A 16,024-nucleotide genomic window follows, 5' to 3' on the forward strand; every position below is an offset into this window, starting at 1 on the left:
TGTGGAAGGCTGGGGATCAGGCTGCGACAGCGGCGGAAACTGCCGCATCGCGATGGGAAAGCAGGGGTAGCGCGCGTTCCACCGCCAGGGCGATGCGCGCCTCTAAGGCCGCGTCATGCACGCGGTAGTCGCTGAAGTCGCGCTCGGCGCCATAAACGCCGATCGGCAGCGTCAGCGCCTGGAAGAACGAGAACAGCGGGCGCAGCTGGTGGTCGATGACGAGGGCGTGTCGATCGCTCCCGCCGGTGGCGGCGAGCAGTACCGGCACATTGGTCAGTGCTTCGTGGTGGACGAAGTCGAACAGATGCTTGAAGAGGCCGGTGTAGGAAGCGCGATAGACGGGGGTCGCCACCACCAGGAGATCGGCCGTTTCGATGGCGCGGATGTCCTCGGCCACGCTCACCGGCAACTGGTCGCGCCGCAAGGCGCCAGCGAGCGACGGGCCGATCTCGCCAAGCTCGATCAGTTTGATGTCCACCGCGATGCGTTCGGCCAGCTGGGCCAGGATGGCCTCGGTGAGGGCCAGCGTGCGTGAGGGGCGTTGCAGGCTGCCGGTCACGGCGACCACGTTCAGTTTCTTGCTCATAGTGTCCTCTTGGCGGGATGCCGATAGTTGCTGGCAATCTATGAGCACTAACCGTGCCAATCATGTTTTTACATATTAATCAAATAGTTAAATTGTTTTTTGGTGCGGGGGCGGATGTTGCACCCGCTGCAGCGTGCTGCTGGGTTGCTGCTCAGGCAGCAATTTATGGCAATCCGGGCATGGCGATGAGAGACGGCGGCAAGTAGTGCTGATAGAGCAGCATCGCTGCAGCAACGCGCTGCGAATCGCACGCATCACGCCGGGATATGATTTTGTTTTTTTCTTTAGAATCAATTGGATGAGGCAGTGGCATGAAGTGTGCATTTATCTGGGCAGACCGCAACCTTTGCTGCGGCATTCTTCCCAGAGGAGCACCATTCATGTCTGAGCTTGCCCACGCCAGCGCGCCAGCCACCACTTCCCGGCCTGCAGCCCATGTGATCCGTAATGACACCGAGGCGATCGCCATTGCACGCGAGCTGGCGGCGGAGTTCCGCCAGGAAGCAGCCCAGCGCGACGCCGAGCGCCGCCTGCCGCGCGCGGAGCTCGATCGTTACTCGCAAAGCGGCTTGTGGGGCATCACCGTGCCCCGCGAGTATGGCGGCGCCTTTGTCTCGAACGTGACGCTCGCCGAGGTGGTGAAGATTGTCTCCGAGGCCGACCCCAGCATCGGCCAGATCCCGCAGAACCATCTCTATATGGTCGAGGGGCTGCGGCTCGATGGCAGCGACTGGCAGAAGCAGCACTTCTTCAAGCTGGTGCTCGATGGCGTGCGCTTTGGCAACGCGTTTTCCGAGATCGGCACCCGCAGTGTGAACGACGTGCAGACGCGCTTGACGCCGACCGAGGGCGGCTATGTGCTATCGGGCAAGAAGTTCTATTCCAGCGGCGCGTTGCTCGCCGACTGGGTGCCGGTCGTTGCCAAGAACGAGCACGACGACACGGTGGTCGCTTTCGTGGAGAAGGGCAGCAAGGGCCTGACGGTGATCGACGACTGGTCGAGCTTCGGCCAGCGCACCACCGCGAGCGGCACCACGCTGCTGGAGAACATCTTCGTGCCGAGCGAATACGTGCTGCCGCATCATCTGGCGTTCGACAGGCCGACGGTGATGGGCCCGATCGCACAGATCATCCAGGCCGCGGTCGATGCCGGCATCGCCCACGCCGCGCTGAACGACACGATCGCCTTCGTGCGCCAGCACACCCGCCCGTGGATCGATAGCGAGGTCGAGCACGGCTACGAAGACCCGCTGATCATCCGCGAAATTGGCGATCTGACCATACGCGTGCATGCCACCGATGCGCTGCTGCGCCGCGCGGGCGAAGCGATTGACCTCGCGCAGGCCGAGCCGACCGAGGCCAATGTGGCCGCCGCGTCGATCGCCGTTGCCGAGGCCAAGGTGCTGAGCACCGAGACCGCCGTGCTCGCCGGCAGCAAGTTGTTCGAACTCGCCGGCACGCGCTCGACGCTGCAGCAGTTCAACCTCGATCGCCACTGGCGCAATGCGCGTACCCACACTCTGCACGACCCGGTGCGCTGGAAGTACCACCATGTGGGCAATTACCACCTCAACGGCGTGTTCCCGCCGCGCCACCCCTGGTTGTAAAGCGCTCATCGCCGTTGAGCCTGCGGCAAAGCGACCTGAAGGTTGCGCGCTGCAGGCTCACCGCGATCCGAACTACCCCAGTGTGGGAACCGCAGACAGCAGCTTGCGGGTGTAGGGATGCGCGGGGGATTGGAACAGCGTTTCAGCACGCTCAATCTCGACCACCTGGCCTGCCTGCATCACCGCGACGCGATCGCACACATGGCGTACCACGCCGAGGTCATGGCTGATGAACAGCAGTGCGAGGCCCAGCTCGCGCCGCAGGCTTTGCAGCAGGTTCAGCACCTGCGCCTGCACCACCACGTCGAGCGCCGCACTCGCTTCGTCGCACACCAAGAGTTGCGGGCGCAAGGCGAGCGCGCGGGCGATGCCGACGCGCGCGCGCTGACCGCCCGAGAGCTGGTGCGGGTAGCGGTGGGCAAACTCGGCGGCGAGACCGACGCGTTCGAGCTCTCCGGCGATGAAATCGTCGGGCCTGCCATCGATGAGACCATGCAGCAGCGGTGCCTCGGCGATCTGCTTGCCGATGCGCAGCCGTGGGTTGAGCGCGCTGCCCGCATCCTGGAACACCATCTGGATGCCTGCATGCGGGCCGGGCGGCATGGCTGCACCCAGCCAGCTGCGCGTGCCGCGACTGGCCGGCAAGAGGCCCGTGGCGATGCGCGCCAGCGTCGATTTGCCGCTGCCCGATTCCCCCACCACGCCCAAGGCTTCACCTGCCGCGATCGACAACGTGACGGCATCAAGCGCGGTGACATATTGCCGCCGCCATGACAGGCCGCCAGGCAGCGTGAAATCGCAGCCCAGCTCATCAACGGCGAAAAGCGGCGGGCTCATGACGTCACCAGCGGAAAGAAGCAACGCACCTGCCTTTCTGCGCCCAGCGCATGTAACGCAGGCCCGGCTGCGCACTCGGCACGCGCGATCGGGCAACGCTCCCGGAAGCGGCAGCCAGGTGGGGGCGGCGCCAGGTCCGGCGGCTGGCCGGGCAGTGTGGCAAGTTCGCTGCCCGGCTCGGCGCGTGATGGAATGGCAGCGAGCAGCGCCGCGGTGTAGGGGTGCGCAGGCTGTCGCAGCACCCGATCGGCCGGACCGGTTTCGATCAACTGCCCGCCGTACATCACCAGCACGCGATCGGCAAAACCGGCGGCAACCGCCAGATCGTGGGTCACCCACAGCACCGCCGTGCCGTGCGCGTGCCCGTGGGCGCGCACCAGCGCCAGGATCTGCGCCTGTAGCGTCGCGTCGAGCGCGGTGGTGGCCTCGTCGGCAATCAACAGCGCGGGTTCGTTGATCAGCGCCGCGGCGATAGCCACGCGCTGGCGCATGCCGCCCGAGAGCTGGTGCGGGTAGGCGCGCAGCCGCAGTTCCGGCTCCGGCAGGCCGACCGCCTGGAGCGCTGACACCGCCCGCCGCCGCGCCTCCTGCCGGCCTACGCGGCGATGCGCCAGCACGGTTTCCGAAAGTTGCGTGCCGACGGTCAGCACCGGGTTCAGCGTTGCCATCGGGTCCTGGAATACCACGGACAGCGCCGCGCCGCGCAGCCGGCGCAAGGCGCGCTCGGACAGATCGGTGAGCTCCTCGCCCTGCAACCGTATGCTGCCGCCCACCCGTTGCACGGCGGCCTCGTTGAGCCCGGCCAGCGCCAGCGCCGTCAGCGTCTTGCCCGAGCCCGATTCGCCGACCAGCGCCACCACCTCGCCCGGTGCGATGGCGAAGCTCACGTCGTCGACCGCATAGACGGTGCGCTGCGCGCCGGGAATGCGCAGCGAAAGATGGTCGACCGCCAGGACCATCACCGTGCCGCCTCGCGCGGATCGGCCAGCCGGCGTAGCGCGTCGGCCAGCACATTGCAACTCACCAGCAACAGCACCAGCAGCACGCCGGGAAACACGCTGATCCAGTAGCGGCCGGACAGCAGGTACTGGAAGCCATTCGCGATCAACAGCCCCAGCGAGGGTTCGGTCACCGGCAGGCCGATGCCGAGAAAAGACAGCGTGGCCTCCAGCGAAATGGCGGCGGCCAGCTGCAGCGCGGCCACCACCAAGAGCGTTGGCAGGCAGTTGGGTAGCAGGTGATGGGCCAGCACGCGCCACGATGGCAGTCGCAACAGGCGGGCGGCGGCGATGTAGTCCTTGTTGCGCTCGACCAGCGCCACGCCGCGCGTCGCCCGGGCGTAGTAGGCCCACTGCGCCGCGACCAGCGCCAGCACGATCTTCGCAAGGCCCGGCCCGGTGACGGCCAGCAACACCAGCGCCAGCAGGATGGCAGGGAAGGACAGTTGCACGTCGACGATGCGCATCACCAGCGCGTCGACCCAGCCACCACGCCAGGCGGCGATGAGGCCGAACACGATGCCGATCAGCAGCGCGAGGACGGTGCTGGCAAAGCCCACCACCAGGCTGATGCGCAGGCCGTAGAGCATGGCCGACAGCATGTCGCGCCCCTGGGCGTCCGTCCCCAGCCAGTAGTGCATTTGGCCCGCGTAGGCGGGGCTGCCCGGCGGCAGGCGCGCGTCGAACACGTCGAGCGCCGCAAGATCGTAGGGGTTCTGCGGCGCGAGCCACGGAGCGAAGAGGGCGGCACCGACCAGTAGCGTCAGCGCGATCAGCGCCGCGTAGCCGCTACGGCTCATGCCGTGCTTCCGAAGCGCACGCGTGGGTCGAGCAGCGCGTAGAGCAGGTCGACCACCAGGTTGATGGCGACGAACAGCGCCACGGTGATCAGGAGGTAGGCCACCACCACCGGCCGGTCGAGCACGGCGATGGAATCGATCAGCAGCTTGCCCATGCCGGGCCAGGCGAACACGGTTTCTGTCACGACAGCGAAGGCGATCAGCGAGCCGAACTCCAGCCCGGAGACCGTGACGATGGGGATCAGGATGTTCTTGAGCACATGCACGCCGACGATACGGGCCGGCGATAGACCACGCGCGCGGGCAAAACGCACGTAATCCTGCCGCATGGCCTCGCGCGTTGCGCCCGCGGTCAGCCGCAGCAGCAAGGACCACTTGAACAGCGCCAGCGTGGCCGCGGGCAACAGCAGGTGGCGCCAGCCCGCTATCCCGGTGATCGACAGCGGAACCCCGAAGACCGGCTCGGTTGGCCCGCGCCCGCCGGTGGGCAGCCATCCCAGGCCCACGGCGAACAGCATGATCAGCATCATGCCGACCCAGAACGTCGGCAGCGAAAAGCCCAGCAAGGAGAGACCGTTGACCAGCCGCGCTGAGATGCTATTCGGGCGCAGCCCCGCCCATAGCCCCAGTGGCACGCCGGCGAAGAGCGCAATCAGTAGCGCGGCACTGGCCAGTTCCAGCGTCGCGGGCATACGCTCCAACACCAGCCGGATCGCCGGCTCGCCATGGATGAAGGACTGCCCCAGATCGCCCCGGCCGGCGGCGACGAGAAAATACCCATACTGCGCCCACCACGGTGCATCCAGACCCAGGCTGGCGCGCACGCGCGCAACGTCGTGCTGGTCGGCTTGTGGATCGACCAGCAACGCAATCGGGTCGCCGATGGCGTAGACGGCGACGAACACCAACAGCGACATTACCAGCAACACCAAGGCGCTTTGCAGCAGGCGGCGCAGGACCAGGGCGATCAAGAACCGGCCTCTGCGTCCTGCCGCAGACTGCGGTGCTCTTCGACCACGGCGTCGACCACCAGCCTGAACACCTGTTCGGCCAGCGCGGGGGCGATGCCATGCAAGAGCGCCAGATTGCGTATCCGCAGTGTCTGCGTGGCCTCGCGGGCCGGGTCGATGGGGGGGAGCTGCTCGCGCAGCTTGAGCGCGCCCACCTCGCGGGTGACCGCAAAGCGGCGAGCCAGCAGGTCGATCAGCTGGGCATCGAGTGTGTCGATACGGTCGCGCAGCGCCATAAGGCGAAGCTCGGTCGATCGTTCTGGATGGCTCATTGCTCGTCAATCCGGTGGCGTTCTGCATGGCGACTTGCGCCGCGCATGCATGGTTGGCGCAGTTGAATTCAGCTGCGCCTTGAGTCGGACATGCTGGCGCGATTACGGCGAGGTGTTGCGCGCAGACAGCGCCGTCCTGCTCGCTATAACCTGCCGTATCCGCGCGCTTGGGCTTACTCCGGCTTGAATTGCCAGGCGAAGGTGAACTCGTCGATGCGTGGCGTGTAGCGGATGCCCTTTTTCACCGCCCAGCTGGCGTACTGGTGATAAAGCGGGATCACCGCGTAATCCTTCAGCGCCACCGTCGCGGCCTCCTCGGCCAGCTGCTCGCGCTGCGCGGGTTCGGTGGCGGCGAGCGAAGCGGCGACCAGCTGGTCGACCTTGGCGTTGCTGTATTTGCCCCAGTTCCAGCTGCCCCAGCCGGTATCCGGGTTGACGGTGCCGACGAGCGAGCGCAGCGCGAAATCACCGGCCAGCGAGCCCCAGCCGAGCAGCGCCACGCTGTATTCGCCGGCGCGCGCCTTGCCGAAGTAGGCCGACAGTGGCAGCGTCTCCACCTTGGCGTCGATGCCAACGCGGGTCAGCAGCTGTGCCACCGTCTGCACCACCTGTTCGTCGTTGATGTAGCGGTTGTTGGGGCCATGCAGCGTCAGCCGGAAACCGTCCGGATAGCCCGCGGCGGCCAGCAGCTTCTTTGCGCCCTCCGGGTCGTACGCTTCGGGCTTGAGCTTCTCGGCGTGGCCCAAGATGCCCGGCGAGACGATATTGGCCGCCGGCGTTGCGAGGCCTTCGAGCGTGCGCTCGACCAAGGCATCGCGGTTGATCGCTTTGGACAACGCCTGGCGCACACGCACGTCCTTGAGCGGATTCTTCGCCAGCGGCTTGCCCGCCTTGTCGGTCACATAGGGGGTGATATCGCGCGCCTGATCCAGATGCCAGAACAGCGTGCGCCACGATGCGCGCTGCGCCAGCGTGAACTTGGGGTTGGCCTTCAACCGCGCGATATCGGCGGTGGGGATGTTCTCGATGGCATCGACATCGCCGGCCAAAAGCGCAGCCAGGCGCGGCGCATCGCTCGTGAGGATGCGGAAGGTGACCTTGTCCCAGACCGGCTTCTCGCCCCAGTACTGTGGGTTCTTCACGAGCTCGATGGCTTCGCCGCGCTTGAAGCCTCCAAACTTGAATGGACCGGTGCCCACGATGGCCTTGCCGGTGTTGAAGTCATCCGCTGTCGCGTTCTGCACCGCCTTTTTCGAGACGATGAAGATGGAGTTGAGATCGAGCGGCAACGGGCCGTAGGGCGAGGCGGTCTTGAGCCGCACCGTGTAGCGATCGACCGCTTCCTTGGCGACGATGGGCTTGGTGTAGCTGGTGAAGGGCCCGGGGCTGTTGGTCAGCGTGGCGGGCCGATCGAGCGAGAACACCACGTCATCGGCCGTCAGCTCGTTGCCATCGTGGAATTTCACGCCACGGCGCAGCTTGAATTCCCAAGTGGTCGGATCGATCGCCTTCCAGCTCACGGCAAGGCCGGGCTGCAGCTTGCCGTTGGGGTCCACGCTCGTCAGCGCCTCGAACAGGTGGGAGGACAGCGCGATATTGGGTGCGATGTTGACGAAGTGCGGATCGAGCGAGGAGACGTCGGCAGCGAGGCCGATGCGCAGGTCGGCCGCATGGGCCGAAAGAGTGCTGACGAAGGCGAGGCTGAGAGCAATAAGGGTGCGGCGTAGCAAGGGCATGGGTGGGCTCGGGCAGGGTCAGAAAGGGGTGTCGCCCAGGATGGTCGCGCGGTGCATCACGCGGCGTTCGGGCAGGTAATCGGCGACGGCATAGTGTTGGGTGACGCGGTTGTCCCAGAACGCCACGTCGTTCACCTGCCAGCGCCAACGCACGGTGAATTCGGGGCGGGCGACATGGGCGTAGAGGAAGGCGAGCAGCGCCTCCGATTCGCGCGGCGGCAGTTCGTTGATGCGCAGCGTGAAGCCTTCGTTGACGAACAACGCCTTGCGTCCGGTCACCGGGTGGGTGCGGATCACCGGGTGCGACAGCTGCGGGTGTTTGGCGCGCGTCGCTTCCCATTGCGCGCGGCTCTCTTGCGAAATCGCGTGGCGGCTGGCGGGAAAGGATTTGGCGAAATCGTGCGTGGCCGTCAGGCCCTCGAGCAGCGCCTGCAGCCGGGGCGAGAGGGCATCGAATGCGGCGGTGCCGCTGGCCCAGAGCGTGTCGCCGCCGGTGGGTGGCAGCGTTTTCGCGGCGAGTACGGCGCCGAGCGGCGGCGTGGTGATGAAGGTGACATCGGTATGCCAGTTATCGTTGTCCGGCAGGTTGTCGGCGTGGGTATCCAGCACCAGAATCTGCGGCGTTTCCGGCACGTTGGGGTAGATCGGGTGGATATGCAGATCACCGAACTGGCGAGCGAAATCGCGTTGCTGCGTCGGCGTCACCGGCTGGTTGCGAAAGAACAGCACCTGGTGGCGCAGCAGCGCCTCGGTCAGCGCGTCGCGATTGGCGCCCGACAGCGGCTCGGAGAGCTGCACGCCGTCGACGACGGCGCCGATGGCGGGGCTGAGCGGAGTGATCTCGAGTACGGACATGGGGGCGTTCCTGCGCAATCAGTGGGTCTGGCCATGCCAGGGGGTAAGCCGGCGCTGCAGCGCGCGCAGTCCCAGCTCCAGCGCAAAGGCGATCACCGCGATCACGATGATGCCGAGCACTACCACGTCGGTGACGAGGAACTGCGCGGCTGATTGCACCATGAAGCCCAGGCCGCGGGTGGCAGCGACGAGCTCGGCGGCCACCAGCGTGGACCAACCGGTGCCGAGACCAAATGCGCACGCCGGTGAGGATGTCAGGCAGGGCGGACGGCAGGATCACATGCCGGATCAGCTGCCAGCGGTTGGCGCCCAGCGATTGCGCGGCGCGCAGGCGGGCCTCATGGACACCGCGCACGCCGCTCGCGGTGGCGATGGCAATCGGCGCGAAGATGGCCAGATAAATCAGTAGCACCTTGGAGAGCTCACCGATGCCGAACCAGATCACGATCAGCGGTAGGTAGGCGAGCGGCGGTATGGGGCGGTAGAACTCGATCAGCGGATCGAACACGCCGCGCGCGGTGCGCGACAGCCCGATGGCGATGCCGACCGGCACGGCAAACAGCACGGCGGCGATCAGCGCGCTGACGATGCGAAAGGCGCTGGCACCCAGGTGCTGCCACAGCGTGGCATCCATATAGCCTTGCGTGGCGGTCAACCATAGCTTGGCCAGCACCGCCTGCGGCGGCGGCAGGAACAGCGGGGCAACGAGGCCGGACGCGGCGGCGGCCCACCACAGCGCCAGCACCACGGCGAGCGTGACGAGGCTGATGCGCAACGTGCCGCTGCGCTTGGGTGCTACTGGTTGCGGGTGTTCCGCGACCGGGAATTCATGTTCGCCCAGGGCGAGTTCGGCGGCGTTCATGCGGGGGCGCCCTCCAGGCTGTGGCGATCGAAAATGCGCGCGAGCACGTGTTCGCGCACGGCGATGAACTCGGGATCGGATTTCACGCTGCGCACCGGCTCGCCCGCCGCGTGGCGGCGGCCGAAATCGAGCGACAGCCGCTCGACGATGCGCCCGGGCTCGGGCGACATCAGCACCAGCTCGGTGGCGAGGAACACCGCTTCCTCGATGTCGTGCGTGATCAGGAATACGCGCTTGCCGGTTTCGCGCCAGATGCGCAGCAGCAGCGCCTGCATCTGTTCGCGGATAAAGGCATCGAGCGCGCCGAACGGTTCGTCCATCAACAAAAGCTGCGGATCGGCGGCCAGCGCGCGTGCGAGGCCCACCCGTTGGCGCATGCCGCCAGAGAGTTGCCAGATGCGGCGCTCGGTGTGCTGGGCCAGATCGACCTGCTGCAGTACCTGGCGCGCCCGCACCTCGCGTTCGCGCGGCGCAACGCCCTGCAGCCGCAGCCCGAACGCCACGTTGTCCTGCACATTGAGCCAGGGCAGCAGCGCGTCGTCCTGAAACACCACGCCGCGCTCGGCGCCAGGCCCCGTCACGGGCTTGCCATCGAGCGTGATCTGGCCGCGGCTGGGCGCAAGGAATCCCGCGATCAGGTTGAGCAGCGTGGTCTTGCCGCAGCCGGATGGGCCCAGCGCAACGACCAGGTTTTCCGCTCCGACGGTCAGCGACACGTCGGACAGCGCCGCGGTGGCTGCACCGGCGTAGTGCACCGATACGCGATCGACGATCAGCGAGGACATGGCAGGCTCCGTCGGGGGTGTGAGTAGGCAGACGTAAATGAGCTTCCGTCTGTGCGTTGCCAACAAAACCCAGTGCAACGGTGCTGGCAAGGCGCGCGAAACGTCCTGAAATGCGATAAATCGGACTTCCTTCGGTCGCAGGCAGTACGAGATGTACGACCAGTGAGTGCAACGCCGCCAGCAGGGTTTTGTTGGTAACGCTTACTTCAGTGCGGCCTTGGCGTAGCGGCTGCTCACGTATTCGGCGTAGCTCGGGTGTACCGCGTCGACCTTGCCCTGCTCCTTGAGGAAGGCCGAGGTATGGGCCAGCGCCTGCTCGGTCGACTTGGCGAGCAGCTTGGTCTGCTCGGCCGCCACCGGGTAGCGGTTGCCTTCCAGCAGGCTCGCCACTTCCTCGGGCTTGGAGCCGGTGATGCGGGCGATTTTCTCCACGTTGCCGGCGTTGCCGGCGAAGGCCTTGGGATTGGCCGCGTAGTCGGCATAGGCCTTGAGCGTGACACGGGCGAACTGCTCGACGAACGCAGGGTTCTTCTCGGCGAAATCCTTGCGCACGATCCAGGCATCGAAGGTCGGCGCACCCCACTTGGCGACGTCGGTCGAGCTCGTCAGCACCTTGCCGTTTTCCTTGGCCTTGCCGAGGGCCGGATCCCAGACGTAGGCGGCATCGATGTCGCCACGCTGCCAGGCCGCGGCGATCTCGGACGGGCGTAAGTTGATGATCTGCACCTTGGACGGCGCGATCTTCCAGTGCTTGAGTGCGGCGAGCAGGCTGTAGTGCGTGGTCGAAACGAAGGGCACGGCGATCTTCTTGCCGGCAAGGTCGGCCGGCTTGTTGATGCCGGAACCGTTGCGCACCACCAGCGCCTCGGCCGAGCCGATCTGCGCAGCGATGAGGAAGGTCTGCACGGGCAGTGAGCGGCTGGCGGCCGCCGCCAAGGGGCTGGAGCCCACGTAGCCGATCTGCACATCGCCCGATGCGACGGCGGTGATCACTTCAGCGCCGCTTTCGAACTTGCGCCAGTTGATCTTGCTGGCAGTGGCCTTCTCGTAAGCGCCGTCGGCCTGCGCGACCTTGGCCGGCTCGACCGCGGTCTGGTAGGCGACGGTGACCTCGTCGGCCTGGGCGGTGAGGGCCGCGGTCAGCGCCAGCGCCGGCAGCCAGCGCGTGAGGGTATGCAAGGTGCTCATCGTATTGTTCTCCTGGTGGGGTCCACTGCGTTGGGCAGCGAATCGATGAGCAAATCTAACCGGTCGATAATTTGTTAAAAAGGAATATTAAATGATTTCAAAATAACTAATTTGAATTTAACGAAATGCAGCAGCATCCGATGCAACCGCGAGCTGCTGCAGATAGGCCCAGGGATAGATGCCGCGCTCGTGGCCATCGGCAAAGCGCAGCTGCAACGCGTAATGCCCCAGCGGCTCCAGCCCAGCCAGCGCCGTTTCGGTAGGGACGGAAATGGGCTGGCCGCGCAGCGTGGCGGCGCGGCAGTCGGCGCAGCGGCAGGCGGCGCGCAGCGCTTGGGCGGAAAGCGTGGCGCTGCCGTTGGGCCAGACCAGCGTCAGCGCCTGCGGTGCGAGGAGGATCTCGACCGGCGTCATGGCTGTGCCAGCCGGCTGATGGCCAGACGCGCCGCCTTGCGCACTTCCGGATCGGGATCGGCGGCGGCCACATCGAGCGCGGCCTGCGCCGTGGCGTCGCCAATCTCGCCGAGCGCGATGGCGGCTTCCTTGCGCAGATTGCCGGCCGGGTGCGTCAGGCTCGCGATCAGCGCCGGCAGCGCGGCCGCGTCGCCGATCAGGCCGAGCGCGCGCGCTGCCTTGATTCGTACCTGCCAGATATCGTGTTCCAGCGTGGCGATCAGCTTTGTTGCCGCACTGGGCAGCCGCAGCTTGCCCAGCGTGCTGGCCGCTTCCTCGCGCACCTGCCATTCGGCATCGTTCAGCGCAGCGAGCAGCGCGGGTGCGACCTGCGCGTCGGCGGCAAAGCCGAGTGCGCCGGTGGCGGCGCGGCGTACTTCGGCATCGGCGTCGCTCTGCGCCAGCTCGGCGAGCGCGGGCAAGGCCTCAGTCACCTTGAGCCAGCCAAGCACGCCGACCGCCTCGCGTCGCACGCCGGCATGGTCATGAAACAGCGAGGCCTGTGCTGGCGTTTGGGCGGCCGGCAGTCGCAGCTCGCGCAGCGCCCGCAGCGCGGCGGCGCGGGCGTAGGCATCGGCATGCTCCGCCCACGCCAGCAGCGGTGCGCCGGCGGCTGGTGACTTGAGCTCGGAGAGGCTCTGCGCCGCAGCGTCGCGCACGCCGGCATCCTCGTCGATCAATCGCTCGGCGAGTGCCTGCGCCACGTCGATCTCGTCCCAGCCTGCCAGCAGTTGCGCCGCTTCGGCGCGCACGCGGGCATCGGCATCGGTGAGGCCGGCGATCAAGAGCGGCAGGTGTGCCGGATCACCCTCGTCGGCAAGCTCGATCAGCGCGATGCGCCGGGTGGCGGCGTCGACCGCGGCAAGGCGTGGCGCCAGCGCGGCAAGGTCGGAATCGCCCAAGAGGGCGGTGTAGGTGTCGGTCATGGTGTGTCCGGTCAGATGGCAAATTGCAGCGTGCGCACGTCCGGGCCACCCAGCGGCGTCAGCCGGGGCAGCGGCGGCACGGGCGTGTCGTGGTGCAGCAGCGCCAGGCAATGGCGCTTGAGAGCGATGAAGTCGGCACTGGTCGACAGTGCTGCATCGCGCGGGCGCTCGAACGGCAGCCGCAGATCCTCGACGATGCGGCCCGGGCGCGGGCTCATCACCAGGATGCGATCGGCGAGGAACAGCGCTTCGTCGATATCGTGGGTGACGAACACCACGGTGGTGCGAAAGCGTGCCCATACGTCGAGCAGCAGTTGCTGCATCTTCAGCCGGGTGAGCGCATCGAGCGCGCCGAAGGGTTCGTCCATCAGCAGCACGCGCGGCTGGCCGATCAGCACCCGGGCGATTTCCACCCGCTGCTGCATGCCGCCGGACAATTGCGACGGATAGCGCTGCTCGAAGCCGGCGAGCCCAACCAGCGCCAGCAGCTCCTGCGCGGCGGTGTGGCGCTCTGCCCGCTGGATGCCGCGCATCTTGAGGCCAAAGGCGACGTTGTCGATCACCCGGCGCCACGGGAACAGCGTGTGGTGCTGGAACACCAGGCTGCGCTCGGGCGACGGTCCGGCGACGTTCGCGCCATCGACTTGCAGCGTGCCGGAGGCGGGTGTCAGGTGGCCGGCCAGCGCGCCGAGCAGCGTCGACTTGCCGCAACCAGAAGGGCCGAGCAGGCAGACGAATTCGCCTGGCGCGATGTTGAGCGTGATGTCCTCGACGGTGGTGAAGGCATCGTTGCCATGACCGACGCGGATCGATACCTGGTCGAGCGCAATGCGGCCGGCGGTGGTGGCGAGCGGACGTGGCGCATTCATCGCGTTGCTCCCTGCCAGGGCATGGCCAGCCGGCCGAGCGCGCGGATCAGCGCGCTGCTGCCCATGCCCAGCACGCCGATCAGCAGCATGCCGACCACGATGTTGGCGTAGTTCTGCAAGGTGTAGCTCTCCCAGGTGTAGTAGCCGATGCCGAACTGCCCCGAGATCATCTCGGCGGTGACAAGGCAGAACCAGCAGGTACCCATGCCGATGGCAAGGCCGGTGACGATGGCAGGCGCGGCGCCCGGCACGACCACTTCGGTGAACACGCGCCAGCGCCGCGCGCCCAGGCTGCGCGCCGAGGCGATGAGGCGCGCGTCGACCCCCTCCACGCCGTGGATGGTGGCAAGCAGGATGGGAAACAGCGCGCCGACGAAGGTGATGAAGATCATCGACGCCTCGGACGACGGAAACAGCAGGACAGACAGTGGAATCCACGCCACCGCCGGGATCGGCCGCAGCACCTCCAGGGGCGGCAGCAGCGTGCCGCGCGCCCAGCCGAAGCGGCCGATGGCGAGGCCGAGCGCAATGCCGGCAATCGCTGCGGCGGCGAAACCCGCGAACACCCGGTAAAGGCTGTGCCCCAGGTGGAACAGCAGCTTGGGCGATTGCACCAGATCCTGCCCGGCCTCCCAGACTTCGCGTGGCGACGGTGCGTTGGCGAAGGTGACGAGGCCCAGGTGCGGCTTGTAAGTGGCCAAGAGGTGCCACAGCAGCACGCTGGCGAGCAGCGATGCGGCGGGCAGCACCCAGGCGGCAGGGTTCAGACGAAGTGCGCGCATCGCCCTGGTCTCAGTTGGTCGCCAGCTTGGCAGCCGGCTGGATGCTGGCGTAATCGACCACCTTGGCGTTGTTCGCCTTGGCCCAGGTGGCGGCGGCATCCTTGAGCAGGAAGGCGGCGAGCTGGCCCTTGCTGTCCTGGGCGAACCAGGCCTGGCGTGCCAAAAGCTTGATCCCGCTACCGTAGTCCTGCGCGTAGATCACGCGGATGCGCTTGCCGCCGGCCTCGATACGCTTGGCGTCTGTCACGGCCGATTCCAGCGTGGCGTAGTGGCGCACCTTGGGCTCACCCTCGATCCACACCTGGCCCAGGCGGCGCAAATCGGTGATCGGCTTGCCGGTGAGCACATCCTTGGCGTTGAGCGGCAGCTTGTCGTAGTCCTTGAGCTGCGCCTCGTAGTCGATCCCGGCCTGCTTGAAGGCGGCGCGGATGTAGCGGTCGTCGACGAAGCTCGCCACATCCAGATCGGAATCGGTGCGCTTGAGGTACCGCAACGTCTCGATCGAGGTCTTTAGCGCCTGGCGGTACTCGGGCTTCCAGCTGAAATCGCGCGTCTGCAGGCCGAGCGGGCCGTGGAACAAATACGCCACCTCGGCCTCGATACCGGTGGTCTTCTCGATCAGGTCGCTGTATTTCTCGGGATCAGCGGCGAACAGCCGGTCGGCCTCGATCGCCGCGCGCAGGAAGGCGGTGACGACTTCCGGGTATTTCTTGGCGAACTCGGCGTTGACCAGCGAACCGTGGAAGGTCGGTGTCTTGGCTTGCGAGCCGTCGAAGATCTTGCGAGCAAAGCCGCGGTACGGGAACAGCTCGGCGAACGGAACAAAATCGGCGTGGGCGTCGATCTTGTTCGCCTGCAGCGCGGGGCCGGCCACTTCCGGCGCCTGGGTGATGATGGTGACGTCCTTCTCCGGATCGATGCCGTTGGCTTTGAGCGCGCGCAGCAGCATGCCGTGCGAGGTGGAGGCGAACGGTACCGAGATGGTCTTGCCGCGCAGCTCGGTGATCGACTGGATAGAGGATTCCTTGGGCACGACGATGCCGTTGCCGCTGCCCTGCGTGCTGCCCGACAGCACGGTGATGAACAGGCTCTTCTTGCCGGCCTTGTCAAAAGCGGCGCCATTGAGCGAGCCGGGGAAATCGGCCATCGAGCCGATGTCGAGCTTGTCGGCGACCATCTCGTTGGTAAGCGGTGCGCCCGAGGTGAAGTTCTTCCACTGGATGTCGTACTGCGCATCCTTGTATTTGCCGTCGCGCGGCAGGTATTTCTCCAGGAGCTTCAACTCGCGGATCAGCACGCCGCCGGTGGCGCAATTGATGGTGGTGTCCTGCGTGCCGATGGCGACGCGGATGGTTTCGGCTTGCGCGAGGCCAGCGGTGAACAGGGCCAGCGCGAGTGCGCCGAGTTGGTGGGTGAGTTTCATAGGTATCTCCAGGTGGTTTTTGTATGGGGTGAAGC

18 protein-coding genes and 1 pseudogene are annotated in these 16,024 nt (G+C 66.6%); 2 read left to right on the top strand and 17 right to left on the bottom strand.

Going from position 1 to position 16,024, the window contains the following annotated elements:
- Window positions 1-16 precede the first annotated feature (16 nt).
- Window positions 17-586: an FMN reductase gene (gene msuE, locus NLI84_RS08225; protein WP_255989510.1), complete on the bottom strand. Its 570-nt coding sequence runs from the start codon at window positions 584-586 to the stop codon at window positions 17-19.
- A gap of 53 nt (window positions 587-639) precedes the next feature.
- On the opposite strand from msuE, the gene NLI84_RS08230 reads away from it, so the two are divergent.
- Both NLI84_RS08230 and NLI84_RS08235 read left to right on the top strand, forming a co-directional pair.
- Window positions 640-792 carry a hypothetical protein gene (locus tag NLI84_RS08230; protein WP_255989512.1) on the top strand — a complete coding sequence of 51 codons (153 nt, stop codon included), beginning with the start codon at window positions 640-642 and terminating at the stop codon, window positions 790-792.
- A gap of 174 nt (window positions 793-966) precedes the next feature.
- Window positions 967-2,193 carry an SfnB family sulfur acquisition oxidoreductase gene (locus NLI84_RS08235; protein WP_255989514.1) on the top strand — a complete coding sequence of 409 codons (1,227 nt, stop codon included), beginning with the start codon at window positions 967-969 and terminating at the stop codon, window positions 2,191-2,193.
- A 72-nt stretch (window positions 2,194-2,265) separates the two neighbouring features.
- Here NLI84_RS08235 and NLI84_RS08240 read toward each other — a convergent pair whose 3' ends face one another.
- From NLI84_RS08240 to NLI84_RS08315, 16 genes and pseudogenes are all read right to left on the bottom strand, one after another.
- Window positions 2,266-3,030, bottom strand: a complete 765-nt coding sequence (locus tag NLI84_RS08240; protein ID WP_255989515.1) for an ATP-binding cassette domain-containing protein — start codon at window positions 3,028-3,030, stop codon at window positions 2,266-2,268.
- Window positions 3,027-3,989: an ABC transporter ATP-binding protein gene (locus NLI84_RS08245; protein WP_255989716.1), complete on the bottom strand. Its 963-nt coding sequence runs from the start codon at window positions 3,987-3,989 to the stop codon at window positions 3,027-3,029. The genes NLI84_RS08240 and NLI84_RS08245 overlap by 4 nt, the downstream gene beginning before the upstream one ends.
- Window positions 3,989-4,828, bottom strand: a complete 840-nt coding sequence (locus NLI84_RS08250; protein ID WP_255989520.1) for an ABC transporter permease — start codon at window positions 4,826-4,828, stop codon at window positions 3,989-3,991. Before NLI84_RS08250 ends, NLI84_RS08245 begins: the two co-directional genes overlap by 1 nt.
- Window positions 4,825-5,799 carry an ABC transporter permease gene (locus NLI84_RS08255; protein ID WP_255989522.1) on the bottom strand — a complete coding sequence of 325 codons (975 nt, stop codon included), beginning with the start codon at window positions 5,797-5,799 and terminating at the stop codon, window positions 4,825-4,827. Before NLI84_RS08255 ends, NLI84_RS08250 begins: the two co-directional genes overlap by 4 nt.
- Window positions 5,796-6,110: a chorismate mutase gene (locus tag NLI84_RS08260; protein ID WP_255989523.1), complete on the bottom strand. Its 315-nt coding sequence runs from the start codon at window positions 6,108-6,110 to the stop codon at window positions 5,796-5,798. The genes NLI84_RS08255 and NLI84_RS08260 overlap by 4 nt, the downstream gene beginning before the upstream one ends.
- Before the next feature lie 173 nt (window positions 6,111-6,283).
- Window positions 6,284-7,846: an ABC transporter substrate-binding protein gene (locus NLI84_RS08265; protein WP_255989524.1), complete on the bottom strand. Its 1,563-nt coding sequence runs from the start codon at window positions 7,844-7,846 to the stop codon at window positions 6,284-6,286.
- Between the two features lie 18 nt (window positions 7,847-7,864).
- On the bottom strand, window positions 7,865-8,701 hold the full coding sequence (gene tauD / locus NLI84_RS08270; RefSeq protein WP_255989525.1) for a taurine dioxygenase: 837 nt from the start codon (window positions 8,699-8,701) through the stop codon (window positions 7,865-7,867).
- An 18-nt stretch (window positions 8,702-8,719) separates the two neighbouring features.
- Complete coding sequence (locus NLI84_RS08275; protein WP_255989722.1) at window positions 8,720-8,905, bottom strand: ABC transporter permease; 186 nt, start codon at window positions 8,903-8,905, stop codon at window positions 8,720-8,722.
- A gap of 88 nt (window positions 8,906-8,993) precedes the next feature.
- A pseudogene (locus NLI84_RS19150) lies at window positions 8,994-9,563 on the bottom strand (ABC transporter permease subunit); the annotation flags it as partial.
- Window positions 9,560-10,348: a taurine ABC transporter ATP-binding subunit gene (gene tauB, locus NLI84_RS08285; RefSeq protein WP_255989526.1), complete on the bottom strand. Its 789-nt coding sequence runs from the start codon at window positions 10,346-10,348 to the stop codon at window positions 9,560-9,562. The pseudogene NLI84_RS19150 and the gene tauB, both read right to left, overlap by 4 nt.
- A 201-nt stretch (window positions 10,349-10,549) precedes the next feature.
- On the bottom strand, window positions 10,550-11,536 hold the full coding sequence (gene tauA / locus NLI84_RS08290) for a taurine ABC transporter substrate-binding protein (RefSeq protein WP_255989527.1): 987 nt from the start codon (window positions 11,534-11,536) through the stop codon (window positions 10,550-10,552).
- 117 nt (window positions 11,537-11,653) lie between these two features.
- Window positions 11,654-11,950 (bottom strand): gamma-butyrobetaine hydroxylase-like domain-containing protein, encoded by a 297-nt coding sequence (locus NLI84_RS08295; RefSeq protein WP_255989529.1) that lies wholly within the window; start codon window positions 11,948-11,950, stop codon window positions 11,654-11,656.
- Window positions 11,947-12,915, bottom strand: a complete 969-nt coding sequence (locus NLI84_RS08300) for a HEAT repeat domain-containing protein (protein ID WP_255989530.1) — start codon at window positions 12,913-12,915, stop codon at window positions 11,947-11,949. Before NLI84_RS08300 ends, NLI84_RS08295 begins: the two co-directional genes overlap by 4 nt.
- An 11-nt stretch (window positions 12,916-12,926) precedes the next feature.
- Entirely contained in the window at window positions 12,927-13,784 is an 858-nt protein-coding gene (locus NLI84_RS08305) for an ABC transporter ATP-binding protein (protein ID WP_255989531.1), read from the bottom strand.
- The gene (locus tag NLI84_RS08310) at window positions 13,781-14,566 is read right to left on the bottom strand and encodes an ABC transporter permease (protein WP_255989532.1); all 786 of its coding nucleotides are present in this window, start codon (window positions 14,564-14,566) and stop codon (window positions 13,781-13,783) included. The genes NLI84_RS08305 and NLI84_RS08310 overlap by 4 nt, the downstream gene beginning before the upstream one ends.
- 10 nt (window positions 14,567-14,576) lie before the next feature.
- Complete coding sequence (locus NLI84_RS08315; RefSeq protein ID WP_255989533.1) at window positions 14,577-15,989, bottom strand: ABC transporter substrate-binding protein; 1,413 nt, start codon at window positions 15,987-15,989, stop codon at window positions 14,577-14,579.
- Window positions 15,990-16,024 lie beyond the last annotated feature (35 nt).

The organism is Chitinolyticbacter albus (assembly GCF_024437655.1).
Classification (GTDB): domain Bacteria; phylum Pseudomonadota; class Gammaproteobacteria; order Burkholderiales; family Chitinibacteraceae; genus Chitinolyticbacter; species Chitinolyticbacter albus.

Coding starts and splice junctions, on each gene's coding strand:
- msuE (WP_255989510.1), bottom strand. CDS start 586: ATGAGCAAGAAACTGAACGTGGTCGCCGTGACCGGCAGCCTGCAACGC.
- NLI84_RS08235 (WP_255989514.1), top strand. CDS start 967: ATGTCTGAGCTTGCCCACGCCAGCGCGCCAGCCACCACTTCCCGGCCT.
- NLI84_RS08240 (WP_255989515.1), bottom strand. CDS start 3,030: ATGAGCCCGCCGCTTTTCGCCGTTGATGAGCTGGGCTGCGATTTCACG.
- NLI84_RS08245 (WP_255989716.1), bottom strand. CDS start 3,989: ATGGTCCTGGCGGTCGACCATCTTTCGCTGCGCATTCCCGGCGCGCAG.
- NLI84_RS08250 (WP_255989520.1), bottom strand. CDS start 4,828: ATGAGCCGTAGCGGCTACGCGGCGCTGATCGCGCTGACGCTACTGGTC.
- NLI84_RS08260 (WP_255989523.1), bottom strand. CDS start 6,110: ATGAGCCATCCAGAACGATCGACCGAGCTTCGCCTTATGGCGCTGCGC.
- NLI84_RS08265 (WP_255989524.1), bottom strand. CDS start 7,846: ATGCCCTTGCTACGCCGCACCCTTATTGCTCTCAGCCTCGCCTTCGTC.
- tauD (WP_255989525.1), bottom strand. CDS start 8,701: ATGTCCGTACTCGAGATCACTCCGCTCAGCCCCGCCATCGGCGCCGTC.
- tauB (WP_255989526.1), bottom strand. CDS start 10,348: ATGTCCTCGCTGATCGTCGATCGCGTATCGGTGCACTACGCCGGTGCA.
- tauA (WP_255989527.1), bottom strand. CDS start 11,536: ATGAGCACCTTGCATACCCTCACGCGCTGGCTGCCGGCGCTGGCGCTG.
- NLI84_RS08295 (WP_255989529.1), bottom strand. CDS start 11,950: ATGACGCCGGTCGAGATCCTCCTCGCACCGCAGGCGCTGACGCTGGTC.
- NLI84_RS08300 (WP_255989530.1), bottom strand. CDS start 12,915: ATGACCGACACCTACACCGCCCTCTTGGGCGATTCCGACCTTGCCGCG.
- NLI84_RS08305 (WP_255989531.1), bottom strand. CDS start 13,784: ATGAATGCGCCACGTCCGCTCGCCACCACCGCCGGCCGCATTGCGCTC.
- NLI84_RS08310 (WP_255989532.1), bottom strand. CDS start 14,566: ATGCGCGCACTTCGTCTGAACCCTGCCGCCTGGGTGCTGCCCGCCGCA.
- NLI84_RS08315 (WP_255989533.1), bottom strand. CDS start 15,989: ATGAAACTCACCCACCAACTCGGCGCACTCGCGCTGGCCCTGTTCACC.